This is a genomic window from Achromobacter veterisilvae, from assembly GCF_900496975.1.
GTDB classification, from domain to species: domain Bacteria; phylum Pseudomonadota; class Gammaproteobacteria; order Burkholderiales; family Burkholderiaceae_B; genus Achromobacter; species Achromobacter veterisilvae.
This window is the reverse complement of the sequence record NZ_UFQC01000001.1, coordinates 91,274-107,464: the sequence shown is the minus strand read 5'-3', so window position 1 is coordinate 107,464 and position 16,191 is coordinate 91,274. Positions and strand designations below refer to the sequence as shown.

The 16,191-nt window shown below is 69.9% G+C and carries 13 protein-coding genes; all 13 read right to left on the bottom strand.

All coding sequences use genetic code 11. The features are described from left to right. Positions 1–33: 33 nt before the first annotated feature. The 13 genes from AVE30378_RS00510 to AVE30378_RS00450 all read right to left on the bottom strand — a co-directional run bounded on the left by AVE30378_RS00510 (position 34) and on the right by AVE30378_RS00450 (position 16,155). Positions 34–1,170, bottom strand: coding sequence for a YncE family protein (locus AVE30378_RS00510; protein ID WP_129238816.1), 1,137 nt, complete (start codon positions 1,168–1,170; stop codon positions 34–36). Next, entirely contained in the window at positions 1,167–1,979 is an 813-nt protein-coding gene (locus AVE30378_RS00505) for an ATP-binding cassette domain-containing protein (protein WP_129238815.1), read from the bottom strand. Before AVE30378_RS00505 ends, AVE30378_RS00510 begins: the two co-directional genes overlap by 4 nt. Next, the gene (locus AVE30378_RS00500) at positions 1,976–2,965 is read right to left on the bottom strand and encodes an ABC transporter ATP-binding protein (protein WP_129238814.1); all 990 of its coding nucleotides are present in this window, start codon (positions 2,963–2,965) and stop codon (positions 1,976–1,978) included. Before AVE30378_RS00500 ends, AVE30378_RS00505 begins: the two co-directional genes overlap by 4 nt. Before the next feature lie 4 nt (positions 2,966–2,969). Further along, the gene (locus tag AVE30378_RS00495) at positions 2,970–3,836 is read right to left on the bottom strand and encodes an ABC transporter permease (RefSeq protein WP_129238813.1); all 867 of its coding nucleotides are present in this window, start codon (positions 3,834–3,836) and stop codon (positions 2,970–2,972) included. Next, positions 3,833–4,750: an ABC transporter permease gene (locus tag AVE30378_RS00490; RefSeq protein WP_129238812.1), complete on the bottom strand. Its 918-nt coding sequence runs from the start codon at positions 4,748–4,750 to the stop codon at positions 3,833–3,835. Before AVE30378_RS00490 ends, AVE30378_RS00495 begins: the two co-directional genes overlap by 4 nt. A 92-nt stretch (positions 4,751–4,842) precedes the next feature. Then, complete coding sequence (locus AVE30378_RS00485) at positions 4,843–6,348, bottom strand: ABC transporter substrate-binding protein (RefSeq protein ID WP_129238811.1); 1,506 nt, start codon at positions 6,346–6,348, stop codon at positions 4,843–4,845. 182 nt (positions 6,349–6,530) lie between these two features. Then, on the bottom strand, positions 6,531–7,265 hold the full coding sequence (locus AVE30378_RS00480; RefSeq protein WP_129238810.1) for a FadR/GntR family transcriptional regulator: 735 nt from the start codon (positions 7,263–7,265) through the stop codon (positions 6,531–6,533). 271 nt (positions 7,266–7,536) lie between these two features. Next, positions 7,537–8,556 (bottom strand): histone deacetylase family protein, encoded by a 1,020-nt coding sequence (locus AVE30378_RS00475; RefSeq protein ID WP_129238809.1) that lies wholly within the window; start codon positions 8,554–8,556, stop codon positions 7,537–7,539. Between the two features lie 174 nt (positions 8,557–8,730). Beyond that, positions 8,731–9,615, bottom strand: coding sequence for an ABC transporter permease (locus AVE30378_RS00470; protein ID WP_129238808.1), 885 nt, complete (start codon positions 9,613–9,615; stop codon positions 8,731–8,733). Between the two features lie 24 nt (positions 9,616–9,639). Continuing rightward, entirely contained in the window at positions 9,640–10,623 is a 984-nt protein-coding gene (locus AVE30378_RS00465; RefSeq protein WP_129238807.1) for an ABC transporter permease, read from the bottom strand. 21 nt (positions 10,624–10,644) lie between these two features. Beyond that, positions 10,645–12,228 carry an ABC transporter substrate-binding protein gene (locus AVE30378_RS00460; protein ID WP_129238806.1) on the bottom strand — a complete coding sequence of 528 codons (1,584 nt, stop codon included), beginning with the start codon at positions 12,226–12,228 and terminating at the stop codon, positions 10,645–10,647. Between the two features lie 76 nt (positions 12,229–12,304). Next, complete coding sequence (locus tag AVE30378_RS00455; protein WP_129238805.1) at positions 12,305–14,011, bottom strand: hydantoinase B/oxoprolinase family protein; 1,707 nt, start codon at positions 14,009–14,011, stop codon at positions 12,305–12,307. Further along, positions 14,008–16,155 (bottom strand): hydantoinase/oxoprolinase family protein, encoded by a 2,148-nt coding sequence (locus AVE30378_RS00450; protein ID WP_129238804.1) that lies wholly within the window; start codon positions 16,153–16,155, stop codon positions 14,008–14,010. Before AVE30378_RS00450 ends, AVE30378_RS00455 begins: the two co-directional genes overlap by 4 nt. Positions 16,156–16,191 lie beyond the last annotated feature (36 nt).

Here is a 16,191-nt window from a genome sequence, read left to right as displayed (position 1 = left end):
GTGGGAAGGGTTGATTAGGGTGGGGCGGCAAGGTCAGTAGGACTGGGCGCGCATCGAGGCGGGCCCTCCGGGCAGGGCGATGCGGGTGCCGGTGTCGGCCAGGCCCTCGTCGCCCACGGCGAGGACTTGCATCTCGGCATCCAGGAAATTGCCGACATACAGGTAGCGGCTGTCGGGGCTGAAGGCCACGCCTTCGGGCAGCGCGCCGACCTCGATGGCGCCGGCGCGGGTCACGGACCGGCCGGCTATGCGCAGCAGCACGATCTGTCCGCGCGGGTGGTGGAACCACTCGCTGGACGGGTTGTTCGAGCCCTGCACGATGGCGACGGCGGCGTAACGGCCGTCCGGGCTGATGGCGATGCCCTCGGGGCCGTCCTCCACCATGATGCGGTCGATCACGCGGGGCGGCGTTGCGTTCAGATCCACCACGCTGACGGAATCGGCGTGGCCGTCCGAGGCGGTCGGGCTGCCCATGTCCACCACCAGCGCCAGCGCGCCGTCGGGCGAGACGACGAGGTTGAAGGGGACGAGGCCGGTGGTCAGGTCCTCGGCGGGATCGTGCGTCACACGGGGAAGGCCGCCGCTCTCGTCGATGCGCAGCACGCCCAGGCGGTGGGCGTCCGTCTTGACCACGAACGCTCGGCGGCCGTCGGCGGCGAACGAAACCGCCACGACGGGCGTGCCGACGTCCACTTCCGCGCAGACCTCGGCGCGGCCGCCGGCGATGCGCACCACCGTCACGGAGCGGCCCGCCTTGTTGGCCACCAGCGCCAGCGTGCCGGCGCGGTTGATCGACAGCCCCGAGGGCTGCAGGCCGGTTCGCAGCCGCTGCGAGATGGCGGGCGGCCGGGCCGCCAGGTCGATCACGTACAGGTCGCGTCCGGGTTCGGGCTGCCAGCCGGCGCCGTCGGCGCGTTCGGGCCAGGCCATCGAATCGGCAATGAGGCCCAGGCGCTGGTCCGGCGTGACCGCCAGGTTGACGGGCGGGCCGAACAGCGAATTGGGCAGGGGCAGGGTGGCCACCAGTTCGGGCGCGGCCGGGTTGGGGCCGGCGTCGAAGACGCACAGGCTGTCGTTGCCCGGCGCGAGGAAGCGGATCCGGCCGTCGTCCCAGGCGACCTTCCGGTCGTTCCCGACGAGCAGCAGTTGCGGGCCGTCGGTCCGGTTCATGCGGCGATCTCCTGGGGTTCGGGCACCGCCAGCGTGGCGCCGATGAGCTGTTGCGTGTAGGGATGGGCCGGGGCGAAATAGACCTGGTCGGCCGGCCCGCGCTCGACCACGCGGCCGCCTTGCAGCACCACGATCTCGTCGGCGATGTGCTGCACCACGGCCAGGTTGTGGCTGATGAAGAGGTAGCCCAGGCCGCGTTCGCGCTGCAGTTCCATCAGCAGGTTGAGGATCTGCGCCTGCACGGAGACGTCCAGCGCCGAGGTGGGCTCGTCGCAGATCAGCAGTCGGGGTTCCAGCATCAGCGCGCGGGCGATGGCCACCCGCTGGCGCTGGCCGCCGGACAGTTCGCGCGGATAGCGCGCGGCGAAGGCGGGCACCAGGCCCACGGCGTCCATCATCCGGCGCACGGACGCCGCGCGCGACGCGGCGTCGCCGACGCCATGGACCCGCAGCGGCGCGGTCAGGATTTCGCTGATGGTGCGGCGCGGGTTGAGCGAGGAATAGGGATCCTGGAACACCATCTGGATGCGCCTGGCCCGGGCGCGGGCGGGCATGGCCGCCAGCGGCTGGCCGTCCAGCAGGGCGCGGCCCTGGGTGGGGGCCAGCAGGCCCAGCATCAGCTTGGCGATGGTGGATTTGCCGCTGCCGGATTCGCCCACCAGGCCGACGGTGCGGCCGGCCGGCACCAGCAGGTCGATGTCGTGCAGGATGCGGGGCGCGGGCCGGCGCGGGAACAGGCCGGCGCGCCCGTACTGGAACGACAGGCCATCCAGGCTGACGCTGGCGCCGAGTGAAGAAGGTAGCGTCATGCCGGCACTCCATGGCGCAGCGCGCCGGGTTTCACGCAGTAGCAGCGGTGGCCGCCCTGCACCCGGGCCGTGAAAGGCTGGGCGCAGCGCGGTTCGGCCGCGGGGCAGCGTTCGCGGAACGCGCAGCCGACGATGGCGGCGTCCAGCGAGGGCACGGCCCCGGCGATGGTGGGCAGCTCGGCCCGCGGCGCGGTGCGTCCCGGCTGCGGAATGCAATTGAGCAGCATCGAGGTGTAGGGGTGGCTGGGGCGTTCCAGCACGGTCTGCACGCTGCCCGCCTCGACGATGTCGCCCGCGTACATGACGATGACGTGGTCGGCGATGCGCGCCACCAGGCCCATGTCGTGCGAGATGAATACCATCCCCAGGCCGAACTCGGCCTGGATGTCGCGCAGCAGGTCCAGCAGTTCGGCCTGGACGGTCACGTCCAGGGCGGTGGTGGGTTCGTCGGCGATCAGCAGTTCCGGCCCGCACATCAGCGCCATGGCGATCATCACGCGCTGGCGCAGGCCGCCCGACAGTTCGAAGGGGTATTGCCGCATGCGTTCCCGCGGGTTGGCGATGCCGACGCGGCGCAACAGGTATTCGGCGCGCTCGGCGGCCTCGCGGCGGCTGACGCGCTTGTGGCGGCGCAATACGTCGGTCAACTGGGTGCCGATCGGGAACACCGGGTTCAGCGACGTCATGGGATCCTGGAAGATCATGGCGATGCGCGCGCCGCGCAGTTGCGCCAGCGCGGCGGGCGTCAGCGACGCCAGGTCCTGGCCGGCGAATTCCAGCGCGGCCACGCGGCGGCGCGCGGCGGCCGGCAGCAGGTCCAGCAGCGCCAGGGCGGTCAGCGACTTGCCGCAGCCCGATTCGCCCACGATGCACAGCGTCTTGCCGCGTTCCAGGCTGAAGTCCACCGCGCGCACCACGTGCTTGACGTGCGTGGCCGTGTGGATGTCGATGTGCAGGTCCTGGACCCGCAGGAGGGGAGCGTTCATCGGATCACCCTTTTTTCATTTGCACGGCGCGCAGCGATTCGCCCGCCCGGTTCACGCACAGCACCAGGACGAACAGCACGACGCTGGGGATCACCACCAGCGAGGGCTGGAACAGCATGTTCTCCTTGCCCTCGGCGATCATCAGGCCCAGCGAGGGCATCGGCGCCGGGACGCCCAGGCCCAGGAACGACAGCGAGGCCTCCAGCGTGATGGCCATGGCGGCGTCCACGGTGCCGATGATGAGCAGGTTGCCCACCAGGTTGGGCAGGATGTCGCTCCAGATGATCTGTAGATGAGTGCAGCCCTGCAGGCGCGACGCGGTGACGAATTCGGCGTTGCGCAGGCCGGCCGCCATGGTCCGGGCCACCAGCGCGTACCGTTCCCACAGCAGCAGGCCCAGCACCAGCACCACCACGGTGAGCGAGGCGCCCACCACCGACACCACGGCCAGCGCCACCAGGATGATGGGCAGCGCCAGGCGGGCGGTGATGAGGAAGGACACGGCGCGGTCCACGGGGCCGCCGAAATAGCCGGCGACCACGCCCAGCGTGGTGCCGATCAGCCCGCCCATCAGCGCCACGGACAGTCCGATCAGCGCCGACACGCGCACGCCGTACAGCGCGCGCGCCAGCACGTCGCGGCCGAGCTGGTCGGTGCCCAGGATGTGGTTCCAGTTGCCGTCCTCGCCCCACACGGGCTCCTGGAGCCGGGCCAGCAGATCCTGCGTATACGGATCGTGGGGAATCAGGTAGGGGCCGATCAGGCCGGCCAGCACCAGCAGCACGAGCATGGCCAATCCGAAGCGGCGGCCCAGGCGGGCGGCGCGTTCGCCGCGGCCGGGAGCGGGAAGGGTAGAGGCGATACTGGTCATGGCGACACTCGCACGCGGGGGTCGAGCCAACCGTTGATCAGGTCGGCGACCAGGGTCAGGACGATATAGATGAGGGCGAAGATCAGGATCAGCGCCTGCATGGTGGGGAAGTCGCCGCGCAGGATCGAGGTCCAGGCGAGCAGCCCCGCGCCGTTGATGGCGAACACGGTTTCGATGACGACCGAGCCGGCCAGCAGCGTGCCCATCTGCGCCGCCGCCAGCGACACCAGCGGCCGCAAGGCGTTGCGCAGCGCGTACTTGAGCACCACGCTGGGGCCGCCCAGGCCCATGGCGCGGGCGGTGCGGATGTAGTCGGTGGCCAGCACCGTTTCCATTTCCGATTTCATCAGGCGCAGCATCGCGGGCATGGCGAACAGGCCCAGCGCGGTCACCGGCATGATGTAGTGCTTCCAGGTGTCGAAGCCCGACGCCGGCAGCCATTGGTTGCGGACGCTGAAGACGATGATCAGCAGGAACGCCAGGCAGAACGGCGGCATGGCCTGGGCGCAGGCCGACAGCAGCATGGTGGCGCGGTCCGCCAGCGAGCCTTTGCGCAGGCCGGCCAGCACGCCCAGCGGAATGGCCAGCAGCAGGGCGAACAGTATGGCGGCCAGGCCCAGCTTGGCGGTGGCGGGGAAATGCTGGCCCAGCAATTCGGCCACGGGGCGGCTGAAGTACAGGCTGTCGCCGAAATCGCCGCGCGCGACGCCGGCCAGCCAGCGGCCGTACTGCAGCAGGATCGGGTCGTCGAAGCCATGCAATTGCGACAGGCGGGTGGCGTCGGCGGCGCTGCCTTCGCCCGCCAGGCGCGCGGCCGGATTGCCCGAGGCGAACACCAGCGAAAAGCTGATCAGCGACACGAACACCACCAGCAGCGCGGACACTAGCAAGCGGCGGAACAGGAATGCAATCATGGGTCAACCTTTGTCGGTGAGCGCCGGCGGGCGCCTCCCGGGCGCGCGGGCGCCAGGGAGGAAGACCGCGCCGGCGCGGCCGGCAATCCGGATCAGTTCCAGGTGGCCTTGTAGAAACGCGGGAACTCGTCGCCGTCGACCGAGAAGTTCAGGTCCTTGGCCTGCACGGCGTTCAGCGAGTGGTTCCACAGGGGCACCCAGTAGGCCTGTTCCGCCACGATCTTCTGCGCCGCGCCGTAGTTCCTGGCGCGCAGCTCGCGGTCCACCGTGGTGTCGGCGGTCTCCAGGTACTTGATGACTTCGGGGTTGCGGGCCTGGTCGTCCGGGCCGCCGCGGAAGAAGTTGCTGGTGGACAGGGCCGCGTCGGCGATGCCGTAGGAACCCCAGTTCGACGACAGCATGGCGATCTTGCCTTCGCGCCAGTTGGTCATGGCGGTGCCGTACTGCTGTTCGACCAGGTTCAGCTTGATGCCGGCCTGCGCCATCTGCGCGGCGGCCGCGTCCAGGATGGCGCGAGGCGGCGCGGAGATCACCAGGTCCAGCGTGACGCCGTTGGGGTAGCCGGCCTGGGCCAGCAACTGTTTGGCGCGAGCGGGGTCGAACTTGTAGGACTGCACGTCGGCCGCGCAGCCGAACTGCGCCGGATTGCAAGCCGCGTCGATCACCTTGGACGCGCCGCCCACCAATGCCTTGCGGATGGCCTCGCGGTCGATGGCGTGGTTGATGGCCTGGCGCACTTCCTGCTTGGCCAGCGGCGACTTGCCGTCGTCGAAGCGCGGATTCAGCGAGATATAGCTGATGCGCATGATGCTGCTGCTCTTGACCGTGACGGACGGCTGCTTCTCCATGCGCTTGGCCACGTCGGGCGGCACGCGCCAGATCCAGTCCAGGCCGCCGGACAGCAGTTCGGCGTACTGCGTGTTGGCGTCGGGCAGCACCCGCACCACCAGCTTCTGCACGGCCGGCTTGGCGCCGAAGTAGTCCTCGTAGCGTTCGTACACGTAGCGGCTGCCGGGCTGGCTTTCCACCAGGCGGTAGGGGCCGGTGCCGATGGGCTTGGCGCCCATGTCGGACTGATTGGCCTCGTAGTACTTGCGCGGATAGATGGGCAGGTTCTCCGACAGCATTTCGAGGGCCAGCGGGTACGGCGTCTTCATCTTGATGCGGACCGTGTCGTCCGACGCCTTTTCGGCGCGGGCGATCCACGCGACCTGGTTCTGGAAGCGCGCCTTGTAGCCCTCGGAGGACACGAGGTTCAGCGTGTACAGCACGTCGTCGATGGTCAGCAGCGAGCCGTCGTGGAACTTCACGTCCTTGCGGATGGGCAGCTCGATGGTGGTGTCGTCCACGAATTTGTAGCCCGTGGCGATGGCGGGGCCGAACTCCCCGGTGTCCTGGTTTTTCTGCAGCAGGCCCGAAAAGACCATGCGCGCCAGCGCCAGGCCCGGGCGGTCGGACTCTTTGTAGGCATCCAGCGTGGCCGGAGCCGCGTCGAAGGCGATGTTGAGGGAGTTGTCGGCCTTGTTGGCCTGGACGGCATGGGCGCCCAGCGCAAGTAGCGCCGCGCTCACTAGCTTCACGGTACGGGTCGGCTGCATGTTTTCACCTTGATATGTTTTAGGTATATGACTTACGGGTACTGCGGGTGCTGCGGAACTGCGTATCGGCGGGCAAGCCGCTCCCCTTGCCGCAGGCGGCGCCAGGGCGCCGGCGGTGCATGCACGGTCGGTAGGAGGAGGCGGGCGCCAGGGCGCCCGGCGGGGGTTAGCGGGTCATCGAGTCATCGGATCCCAACGTTGCCGAAGTCTTCCCGCAGGCGCGCCAGGATGCCGACCAGGTGGTCGTGCATGGCGTGGCGCGCGCGGATCGGATCGCGGTCGACGATGGCCGCGAGGATGCGTTCGTGTTCCTGCTGGGCTTCGCTCCACACCTTGGTGGTCACGAAATGCTCTTCCAGCCGGTGGAAGACGGGGCTGAGCGTGCTCAGGTGCCAGATGTGGGAAATCGCGGCGGCCAGGGCCGCGTTGCCGCAGGCCGCGCCGATCGCGCTGTGGAAGGCGCGGTCATGCACGCTGGGCGATTCGGTCAGGGACATGCCTTCGTGCGCCGCGCGGATCGCGGCGATCTGCGCCGGCGATGCCTTCTGCGCCGCCAGCGCCGCGCATTCCGGTTCGATCAGCAGGCGGGTCTCCAGCAGGTCGAAGGGGCCGATGTCGGTGGCCTCGGCGTCATCGGCGGGCGCGGGCGCCTGCGGCGGCGCCTGGTACTGGCCGTCCTCGCGCAGGGCGTTGACGAACACCCCGGTGCCGACCCGCACTTCCACGTAGCCTTCGATCTCCAGCGCGATCAGCGCCTCGCGCACCGACGCGCGGCTGACCTGTAGCTGTTCGGCCAGTTCGCGTTCGGCGGGCAGTCTGCCCCCCGCGGGGAAATCGCCCGCCTTGATGCGCGTGGCGATCTGGTCGGCAATCATGCGATAGAGGCGGGTGGAGGCTACGGCCTGGAGAGCGGTCATCGTGGTGTTGGGGTGGTTGATCGGGATGTAGAGGGTAATGGGTCTGCGGGGTCTTGTCCTGCCCGAGAGTGTCTGGGTATCTGGTGGCCCAGTGGTCAGGCCACTGGACGAAATGTACCGGAGGCATCCTGGCTTGTGAACCGGCCAGGACCGCAATTTTTCGATTTCTAGGGAAAACCACTACCGCCTGAGCGGGGCGGCTGTCAGGGGCGCGGGTCCTGGCGGGCCGGCGCCCCGCCATGAAGCGCCGGCTGGCGGGCGCAGGCGCGGTTCAGGCGGCGGCCAGCCCGGCGAAGAAGCGGGAGGCGTTCGATTCCAGCCCTTCGATGTAGTAGCCGCCTTCCTGCACGATCTGGCTGGGCAGCTTCAGGGCGCCGACTTCCCGGCCCAGCCGTTCGAAGCCCGTCTCGCTGACCGCGACCTTGGCCTGCGGGTCCTTTTCGAAGATGTCGAAACCCAGGGCCAGGACCAGCGCGTCCGGCTGGAAGAGTTCGATGGCGCGCCGCGCCTGCGCGAGCTTTTCGAAGAACACGGACTCGGGCGAACCGTGCGGCATGGGCAGGTTGATGTTGTAGCCGTAGCCTTCGCCCGCGCCGCGCTCGTCCTCGTAGCCGGCGACGACGGGATAGAAGTTCCGCGGGTCGCCGTGGATCGACACGTAGAGCACGTCGCTGCGTTCGTAGAAGATCTCCTGGATGCCCTGGCCGTGGTGCATGTCCGTATCCAGGATCGCGATTCGCCGAAACCTCGCGGTCAGCCGCTGGGCGGCGATCGCGGCGTTGTTCAGGTAGCAGAAGCCGCCCGCGGCGTCGCGGCGGGCGTGGTGGCCGGGCGGGCGGCAGATGGCGTAGGCATGGCGGTCGCCCGCCAGCAGCGCGTCCGCGCCCGCGATGGCGCATTGCGCCGACCAATAGGCCGACTGCCAGGTGCGGGCCCCGACCGGGCAACTGCCGTCGGCGAGGTAGCGGGCGGCCTGGGCGAGCACGCCGCGCAGGGCGTTCGGTTCGCGCACGAACACGTTGGACACGACCTCGTCGCCCCAATCCTCGGGCAGTTGCTTCCAGTCGGCGTGCGCGCCTTGCAGGAAGCGCAGGTAGTCCAGCGAGTGGACCGCCGAAATCGCGCCCGCGCCCTGGTCGGGCGGCGGCTGAACGTCGAAACCCAGCTTGCGGGCGGCCTGCGCCAGCGCGTCCAGGCGGGAAGGCACTTCCTGCGGGGTGCGCATCTTGCCCCGGGAGAAATAGGTCTGCGGGTGATGCAGTTTCTGATCGTCGTGGAAGTACGCCTTCATGCTTGTGGGCCCTCGATCTGTAGGTGGAAGCCGCCGGAGCCGCGAACGTCCCGCCGGCAACGGGACTTGCGCGGAAGTGATGACGTTATACGTCCGTATCGTCCACAAGCAAAACGGATTCCGGCGGGCGCGCGCGGGATCAGGGTAATCCCGCGGCGGCGGGATCCAGGGCGCCTAGCCGGCGAGGCGGGGATTGAAGGCGTCGTTCAACGCATCGCCCAGCAGGTTGAGCGACAGCACGGTCAGCACGATGGACAGGCCGGGCAGCGCGGCCAGGTACCAGGCGGTGCGCAGCATCTCGCGCGCATCGCCGATCATGCTGCCCCAGGACACCGCGTTGGGGTCGCCCATGTTCATGAAGGACAGCGCCGATTCGATGAGGATGGCGTTGGCGACCAGCACCGAGGTCGTGACGATCACGGGCGGCAGCGCGTTGGGCAGGATTTCCAGGAAGGCGATGCGGAAATGGCTGAACCCGTTGCTGCGCGCCGCCTGCACGAATTCCGCTTCGCGCAGGGTGCGGAATTCGGCGCGCACCAGCCGCGCGACTACGGGCCACGAGGCCACGCCGATGGACAGCGCGATCACCGTCACCGAAGGCCGGCCGATGGCGACGATGACGACCACCAGCAGGAACGAGGGAATGGTCTGCAGCAGTTCGGTCACGCGCATCAGCGCCACGTCCGTCCAGCCGCCCGCGTAGCCGGCCGCCGCGCCCACCGCGATGCCGATGGCCAGGCTCAGCAGCGCGGCGGTCACGCCGACGGTCAGCGACACCTGGGCGCCATGCGCCAGGCCGGCGGCGATGTCGCGTCCCATGGTGTCGGTGCCCAGCGGGAACGCCGGATCCTGGCCCGGCCACAGGATGGGCGGGCCGACCATGTCCAGCGGATCGTGGGGAAAGACCCACGGGGCCGTGGCCGCGGCCAGCAGGATCAGCAGCAGCAGGACGGCGCCCGCCACGGCGCCGGGGTTGGCCAGCAGGCGCCGCAGCGCGCCTGGGCGCGGCCGGGCCAGGCCGGCGGCGGGAGCGGGCAGGGAAGAGGAGTTCGCGGGCATGGAGTGTCGGGAAGGAGGGGCGCGTCAATGGACGCGGATGCGGGGGTCCAGCAGGGCGTGCAGCAGGTCCACGAGCAGGTTGGCGAGGATGACGAGCAGCGAGGACAGGACCAGGATGCCCAGCAGCACCACGTAGTCGCGCGCCATCACGGACTCGTAGGCCAGGCGGCCCAGCCCGGGCCAACTGAAGACGGTCTCGACCACCACGGCGCCGCCCAGCAGCGTGCCGAAGTTCAGGCCGGCCACCGTCGTGACCGGGATCAGCGCGTTGCGCAGAATGTGGCGGCGCGCCACCGCCCAGGGGGCCAGGCCCTTGGCCCGCGCCGTGCGCACGAAGTCCTGGCGGCTGACTTCGAGCATGGAGGCCCGCGTCAGGCGCGCGAAGATGGCGACGTAGAAACCCGCCAGCGCCAGCGTGGGCAGCGCCAGGTGGCGCGCCACGTCCAGCGCGTGCGCCAGGCCGGTGGCGGCGGAGCCGATGGTGGACACGCCGCCCGGCGGCAGCCAGCCCAGTTGCACCGACAGCAGGATGATGGCCATCAGGCCCAGCCAGAAGCCGGGCGTGGAATACAGCAGCAGCGCCGCCAGGGACAGCACGCGGTCGGGCCAGCGGCCCACGAAGCTGGCCATGACCGCGCCCAGCGCGATGCCGGCCGCCAGCGCGCAGCCCAGGGCGCTGAGCATCAGCAGGACCGTGTTGCCCAGCCGGCTGAAGATCAGGTCCGACACCGGCAGGTTGTAGCGCGGCGAAACGCCCAGGTTCAGACGGGCCAGGTTGCCCACGTAGGCCTGTAGCTGCCGCAGCACGGGCTGGTCCAGGCCGAAGTGGCTGCGCGTGGCGGCCATGCTGGCCTCGGTGGCGGAACCCGACTCGGCGGCGATCACGTCGGCGGCGTCGCCCGGCACGGCCTGCAGCAGGAAAAAGCTGAGCAGGATGACGCCGATGACGGTGGGGACCGCCTGCAGCAGGGAGCGCGCGAGCGTCTGGGCGGCGCGTAGCGATGTCATGGTGGCGGTTCCGTTGGCGGCTTATTGCAGGTAGACGTCCGCCAGGTTGGACTCCACCCCGTCGGCCGTCAGCGAGTGGTCGTGGACCCGCTGGTTCGCGATGGTGATGAATTCCGGCTGGTACAGATTGAGGTCGGGCACTTCCCGCGCCACGATCCGCTGGAACTCCTTGAACAGCTCGACGCGGCGCGCCGGGTCGTTCTCCACCGCGGCGCCTTCCAGCAGTTCGTCCACCTTGGGATTGCTGTAATGCGTGCCGTTGGAGAACGGCACGCCCTTGATGAAGTTCTTCGACCAGTACAGCCGCTGGACGCCCACGGTGGGATCGAACAGGTTGCTGGCGCCGTTGGTGGTGAAGGCGAAATCGCGGTCGGTGTAGACGCGCTTGATGAAGGCGGACGCGTCCTGCGACCGGACGGCCACCGCGATGCCGACGCGGGCCAGCGTGGTGCGCAGGTAGTCGGCCAGGCGCGCGCCGTCGGCGCCGATCGGGTTGTAGTCCAGCGGCACGCGGAAACGCACGCCGTCGGCCCCCTTCGGATAGCCGGCTTCGTCCAGCAGCGCGTTGGCGCGCTTCAGGTCGTAGGCATAGGGCGAGGGCGCCGGGTCGTTGTAGGTCTTCAGGCCCGGGGCGATGGGTGAATAGGCCACCTGGCCCACGCCGTAGTTCACGACCTTCAGGATGACGTTGCGGTCCACGGCATGCGCGACCGCCTGCCGGACCTTCTCGTTCTTGAAGTGCGGTTCGTCCAGGTTGAACTCCAGCCGCGTGACGTTGTAGGAATAGCTGTTGCCCTTGGTCTCGAAGCGCAGCGACGGCACGGTCTTCAGCCGCGCCAGGTCGGCCAGCGGCACGGGCGTGCGGTAGCCGAGATCGGCGGTGCCGGTTTCGAAGGCGATGGCGGCGGCGGCCGGATCGGCCACGATGCGCACGATCAGGCGGTCGATGTAGGGCTTGGGCTTGTCCCAGTAGTCCGGATTGCGCTCATAGACGATATGGCTGCCGCGCACCCACTCCTTGAACTTGTAGGGGCCCGTGCCGATGGGCGCGGAGGTGGCGGGGTTGGTCAGCGGGTCGGTGCCCTCGTAGACGTGCTTGGGCACGATGGGCGTTTCGGTGGCGACGAACGCGCGGATCAGGTAGGGCGCCGGCTTGGACAGGCGCAGGACGACGGTGTGGTCGTCCGGGGTCTCGATGGCGGTCACGTTCGCGAAGGTATTGCGGCCGCGGGGGTGGATGCGCTTGAGCAGGTCGATCGAGTACGCCACGTCGGCCGCGGTGAAGGGCTTGCCGTCATGCCACTTCACGCCCTGGCGCAGCGTGAAGGTGTACACGGTGCCGTCCGGGCTGATCTGCCAGGCGGTGGCCAATTGGGGCTCGGGCTTCAGATCGTAGTCGTACTTGAGCAGGCCTTCCGTCACCTTGGCGCTGACGCTCAGGATCGGGGTGGCCACGTTGCCCACGGTCACCAGCGCGGTGGGCTCGGACGGCAGCAGCAGCGTCAGGGTGCCGCCGCGGACGGGTTCGGCATGGGCGGCGGGCGCAAGCGCCAGCAGCGCGCCGGCCAGGGTCAGGTGGAGAAAGGAACGGCGGGGAAATGTCATGATGGGCAGCGGATGTCGATGAAAGAGGAATTCCCGGGCGCGGCCCGGGGCTGGTCGGGCAGGTGCGGGGCGGGGCTCAGGGCCGGACGTCCGCCTGTCGGTAGGCTTCTCGCGCCTGGCCGGCGCTGACCAGCCCGTGGCGCACGTCGCGCTCCAGGCGGGCCGCGTCGCGCGCCGCCGGATCGCCCAGTCCGCCGCCGCCCGGCGTGTGTACGACCAGCCGCTCGCCGGCGGGCACCAGTTGGCGGCCCTTGGATTGCAGCGTCCGGCCGCCGGACAGCGTCAGTCGCCCGCCCGCGCCGGCCTGGCCGCCCAGGGCGCCGCGTGCCGGATGCTGCACGCGGTCGAAGGCGGCGGCGATGATCATGGCCGCGTCCGGATGCGCGTGGCGCACCTCGATGGTCTGTCCCAGGCCGCCGCGCACCGTGCCGGCGCCGCCCGAGTCCTGGCGGTATTCCTTGCGCTCGAAGACCAGCGGATTGGCGCTTTCCAGGATTTCGAGCGAAACGTTGCGCACGCCGCTGGGATAGGACGTGGCCGACAGCCCGTCCTTGCCGGGACGCGCCCCGGTGCCGCCGGTGGAGAAACTGGTCGCGTTGAAGCGCGGACCGGCCAGCAGTTCGGCCTGTTCCGCCGGCGTTGCGCCGGCCAGCGGTTCGCCGCCCACCAGATGCAGGTTCCACAGCGACGAGGCGCCTTCCGCCGGCACCTGGTCCGGCCGCGCCTGGCGCAGGGCGCCGAACACGGCATCGGGCAGCAGTTGCCCGATGATGTGCCGGGCGGTCACCGCGGCGGGAAAGCGCGCGTTGAGGATGGAGCCTTCCGGCGCGGAGACTTCGACCAGCGACAGCGAGCCGGCGTTGTTCGGCACGTCGGCGCCGATCAGGCAGCGGATGCCGAAGGACGTATAGGCGTCGGTGTAGGCCTTCACCACATTGATGCCGCGCGCCACGCTGGGCGAGCTGCCGTCGAAGTCGACTCGGATCCGGTCGGCCTCGACCGTCACGCTGGCCTGCAGCGTGATGGGGGCGTCGTACCCGTCGATGACCAGCGTGTTGCGCCAGGTGCCCTGGGGCCATTCGGCGATGGCCTGGCGCATGGCGCGGGCCGATTGCTCGATGATGTAGCCGCCCAGCGCTTCCAGGTCGGCCAACTGGAACTCGGCCAGCAGCGACTTCAGGCGGCGGCCGCCGATATCGTTGCAGGCGACCAGCGCGTACAGGTCGCCTTCCACCTGTTCCGGTTCGCGCACGTTGGCGCGGATGATGGCAAGCACGCCGGGGTCCACCTCGTGCTGGTGGAAGAAGCGCAGGATGGGCAGGAACAGCCCCTCGTGATAGATCTCCAGGCCGTCGGCGCTGCTGCCGATGCCCCCGATGTCGATCACGTGCAGGGTCGAGGCGAAGAGCGCGACCAGCGCGCCGTCGTGGAACACCGGCGACACCATGGTCATGTCGAAGAGGTGGCCGGTGCCTTTCCAGGGGTCGTTGGTGAGCAGCACGTCGCCATCGCGCAGCGACTCCGGCGGAAAGACCTTCAGGAAGTGCTTGACCGATTCGGCCATCGCGTTCACGTGGCCCGGCGTGCCGGTGACGGCCTGCGCGATCATCCGGCCGTCGGGCAGGAACACGCCGGCCGACAGGTCGCCGGCTTCGCGCGTGGCGGTGCCGAACGCCGAGCGGATCAGCACCTGGGCCTGTTCCTCCACGACGGACAGCAGCCGGTTCCAGGCCAGTTGGTAGCGGATGCGCTCCTGGGCGGCGGGTTGGGAGGGCGTGCTCATGATGCGATTTCCTTATCGGTGGAGAGGGCCTGGCGCGCGGCGGCCGCGCCGACGTCGTCCAGCACCAGCGAACCGAGGCGGCTGCGGCGGGCCTCGAAGCCGGCGGGCACGAAAGTGGTGGTCTCGTCTTCCACCACCAGGGCCGGGCCGGTCAGCTTCTGTTCGGCGTCCAGCGCGGCGCGCTCGTAGCAGGGCACTTCGGTCCAGTTGTCGCGCTCGAAGTCGTAGAGCCTGCGCGTGCCCGCCTGGCGGGCCGCGATGGCGGGGCCGCTGGCGATGCGGTCGGCCTCGGGCACGCGGCGCTCGCCGGCCTGGGCGGCGACGGACCAGCTCACGGCCTCGGCGGCCACGTGGGGCAGATTGCGTCCGTAGAGCTGGGCGTAGCGCTGCGCGAACGCCTCGCCCAGCCGGGCGCTGGCGGACGCGTCGAAGGGCCCCTCGGGCAGGTCCACGGCGATTTCATGGCCTTGCCCGCTATAGCGCATGAAGACCACGCGCTTGTGGCTGAGGGCAGCGTCGGGCGCGGCGCGGCGCACCACGGCGTCCACGCCCGCGGTCAAGTCGTCCAGCAGGGCCTGCACCGCGGCATGGTCGATGCCGGCCAGGCGCTGGTGGAAGCTGCGGACCGCCTGGTAGGCGATCGGCGCCCAGAGAAAGCCGACGGCCGAGCCCACGCCGGCCGATTCCGGGATGATGACCCGGGCGATGCCCAGCTTGCGCGCCAGCCCGGCGGCATGCAGGGGCGCGGCCCCGCCGAAGGCGATCAGCACGTGTTCGTCGGCCGATTTGCCCAGTTCCGAGGCGTGCACGCGCGCCGCGTTCGCCATGTTTTCGCTGACCACCTCGACGATGGCCTGGGCGGCCTGCGGCGCCTCCAGTCCGGCGGGCGCGGCCAGGTGCGTCTGGATCGCGTTCCAGGCCAGTTCCGGGCGCAGGCCGACCTTGCCCACCGCGAACCGTTCGGGCGTGACGGTGCCCAGCAGGGCGTGCGCGTCCGTCACGGTGGGCAGTTCGCCGCCATTGCCGTAGGCGGCGGGGCCGGGCGAGGAGCCCGCGCTGTCGGGGCCCACCTGGATGGATCCGAGTTGATTGATGCGCGCGATCGAACCGCCGCCGGCGCCGATCTCCACCATCTCGATCACCGGAATGCGGATGGGCAGGCCCGAACCCTTCAGATGGCGGTGCACGCGTCCGAATTCGAAGCTGCGGCTGACCTGGGGCTCGTAATCGTCGATGTAGCAGATCTTGGCGGTCGTGCCGCCCATGTCGAAGGACAGCGCGCGCGCCGCGCCCGTCTGCTGCGCGATGTGCTGCGCCAGGATGGCGCCGCCGGCGGGGCCGGACTCCACCAGGCGCACCGGCTCTTCGACGCCGGTCTGCAAGGTGGCGATGGCGCCGCCCGAGGTCATCAGGAACGGCTCCTCGCGCAAGCCGCGTTCGCGCGCGGCGTCGTTGAAGCGGCGCAGGTAGCCCGATACCTGCGGCTGCACGTAGGCGTTGGCGCTGACCGTGGACAGGCGGGGGTATTCGCGGATTTCCGCGCAGACGTCGGACGACAGCGAAATCCACAGTTGCGGCGCATGCTCGCGCAGCAGTTCGCGGATGCGCCGCTCGTGGTCCGGGTGGGCATAGCTGTGCAGCAGGCAGACCGCCACGCTCTCGATGCCCGCCTCGGTCAATTCGCGCGCCAGCGCGATGACCTGCGCCTCGTCCAGGGGCGTCAGCACGCGGCCCTGGGCGTCGACGCGCTCGGTGATGCCATGGCGCCAAGGCCGCGGCACCAGCGGTTCCGGCTTGTCCAGGAAAATGTCGTACTGCGCGAACCGGTCTTCCAGGCCGATCTCCACCAGGTCGCGGAAACCCGCCGTCGTCAGCAGGGCGGTGCGGGCGCCCTTGCGCTCGATGAGCGCGTTGGTGGCCAGCGTGGTGCCCAGGATCAGCAGGCCGATCTGCGGCCAGCCCAGGCCGGCCTGGTCGAGCAGTTCCTGGATGCCTTGCAGCACGGCGGTTTCGGGCGTGTCCGGCGTGGTGAGCAGCTTGGCCGACCAGCGGCGCCGTTCGCGTTCGAGCACGATGTCGGTGAAGGTGCCGCCGACGTCGACGGCGACGCGCACGGCCGCGTCCGGGGTAGAAGAGATAGTCATAAGGGACAACTGGAATCAGGTCGTGGAGGCCCGCGA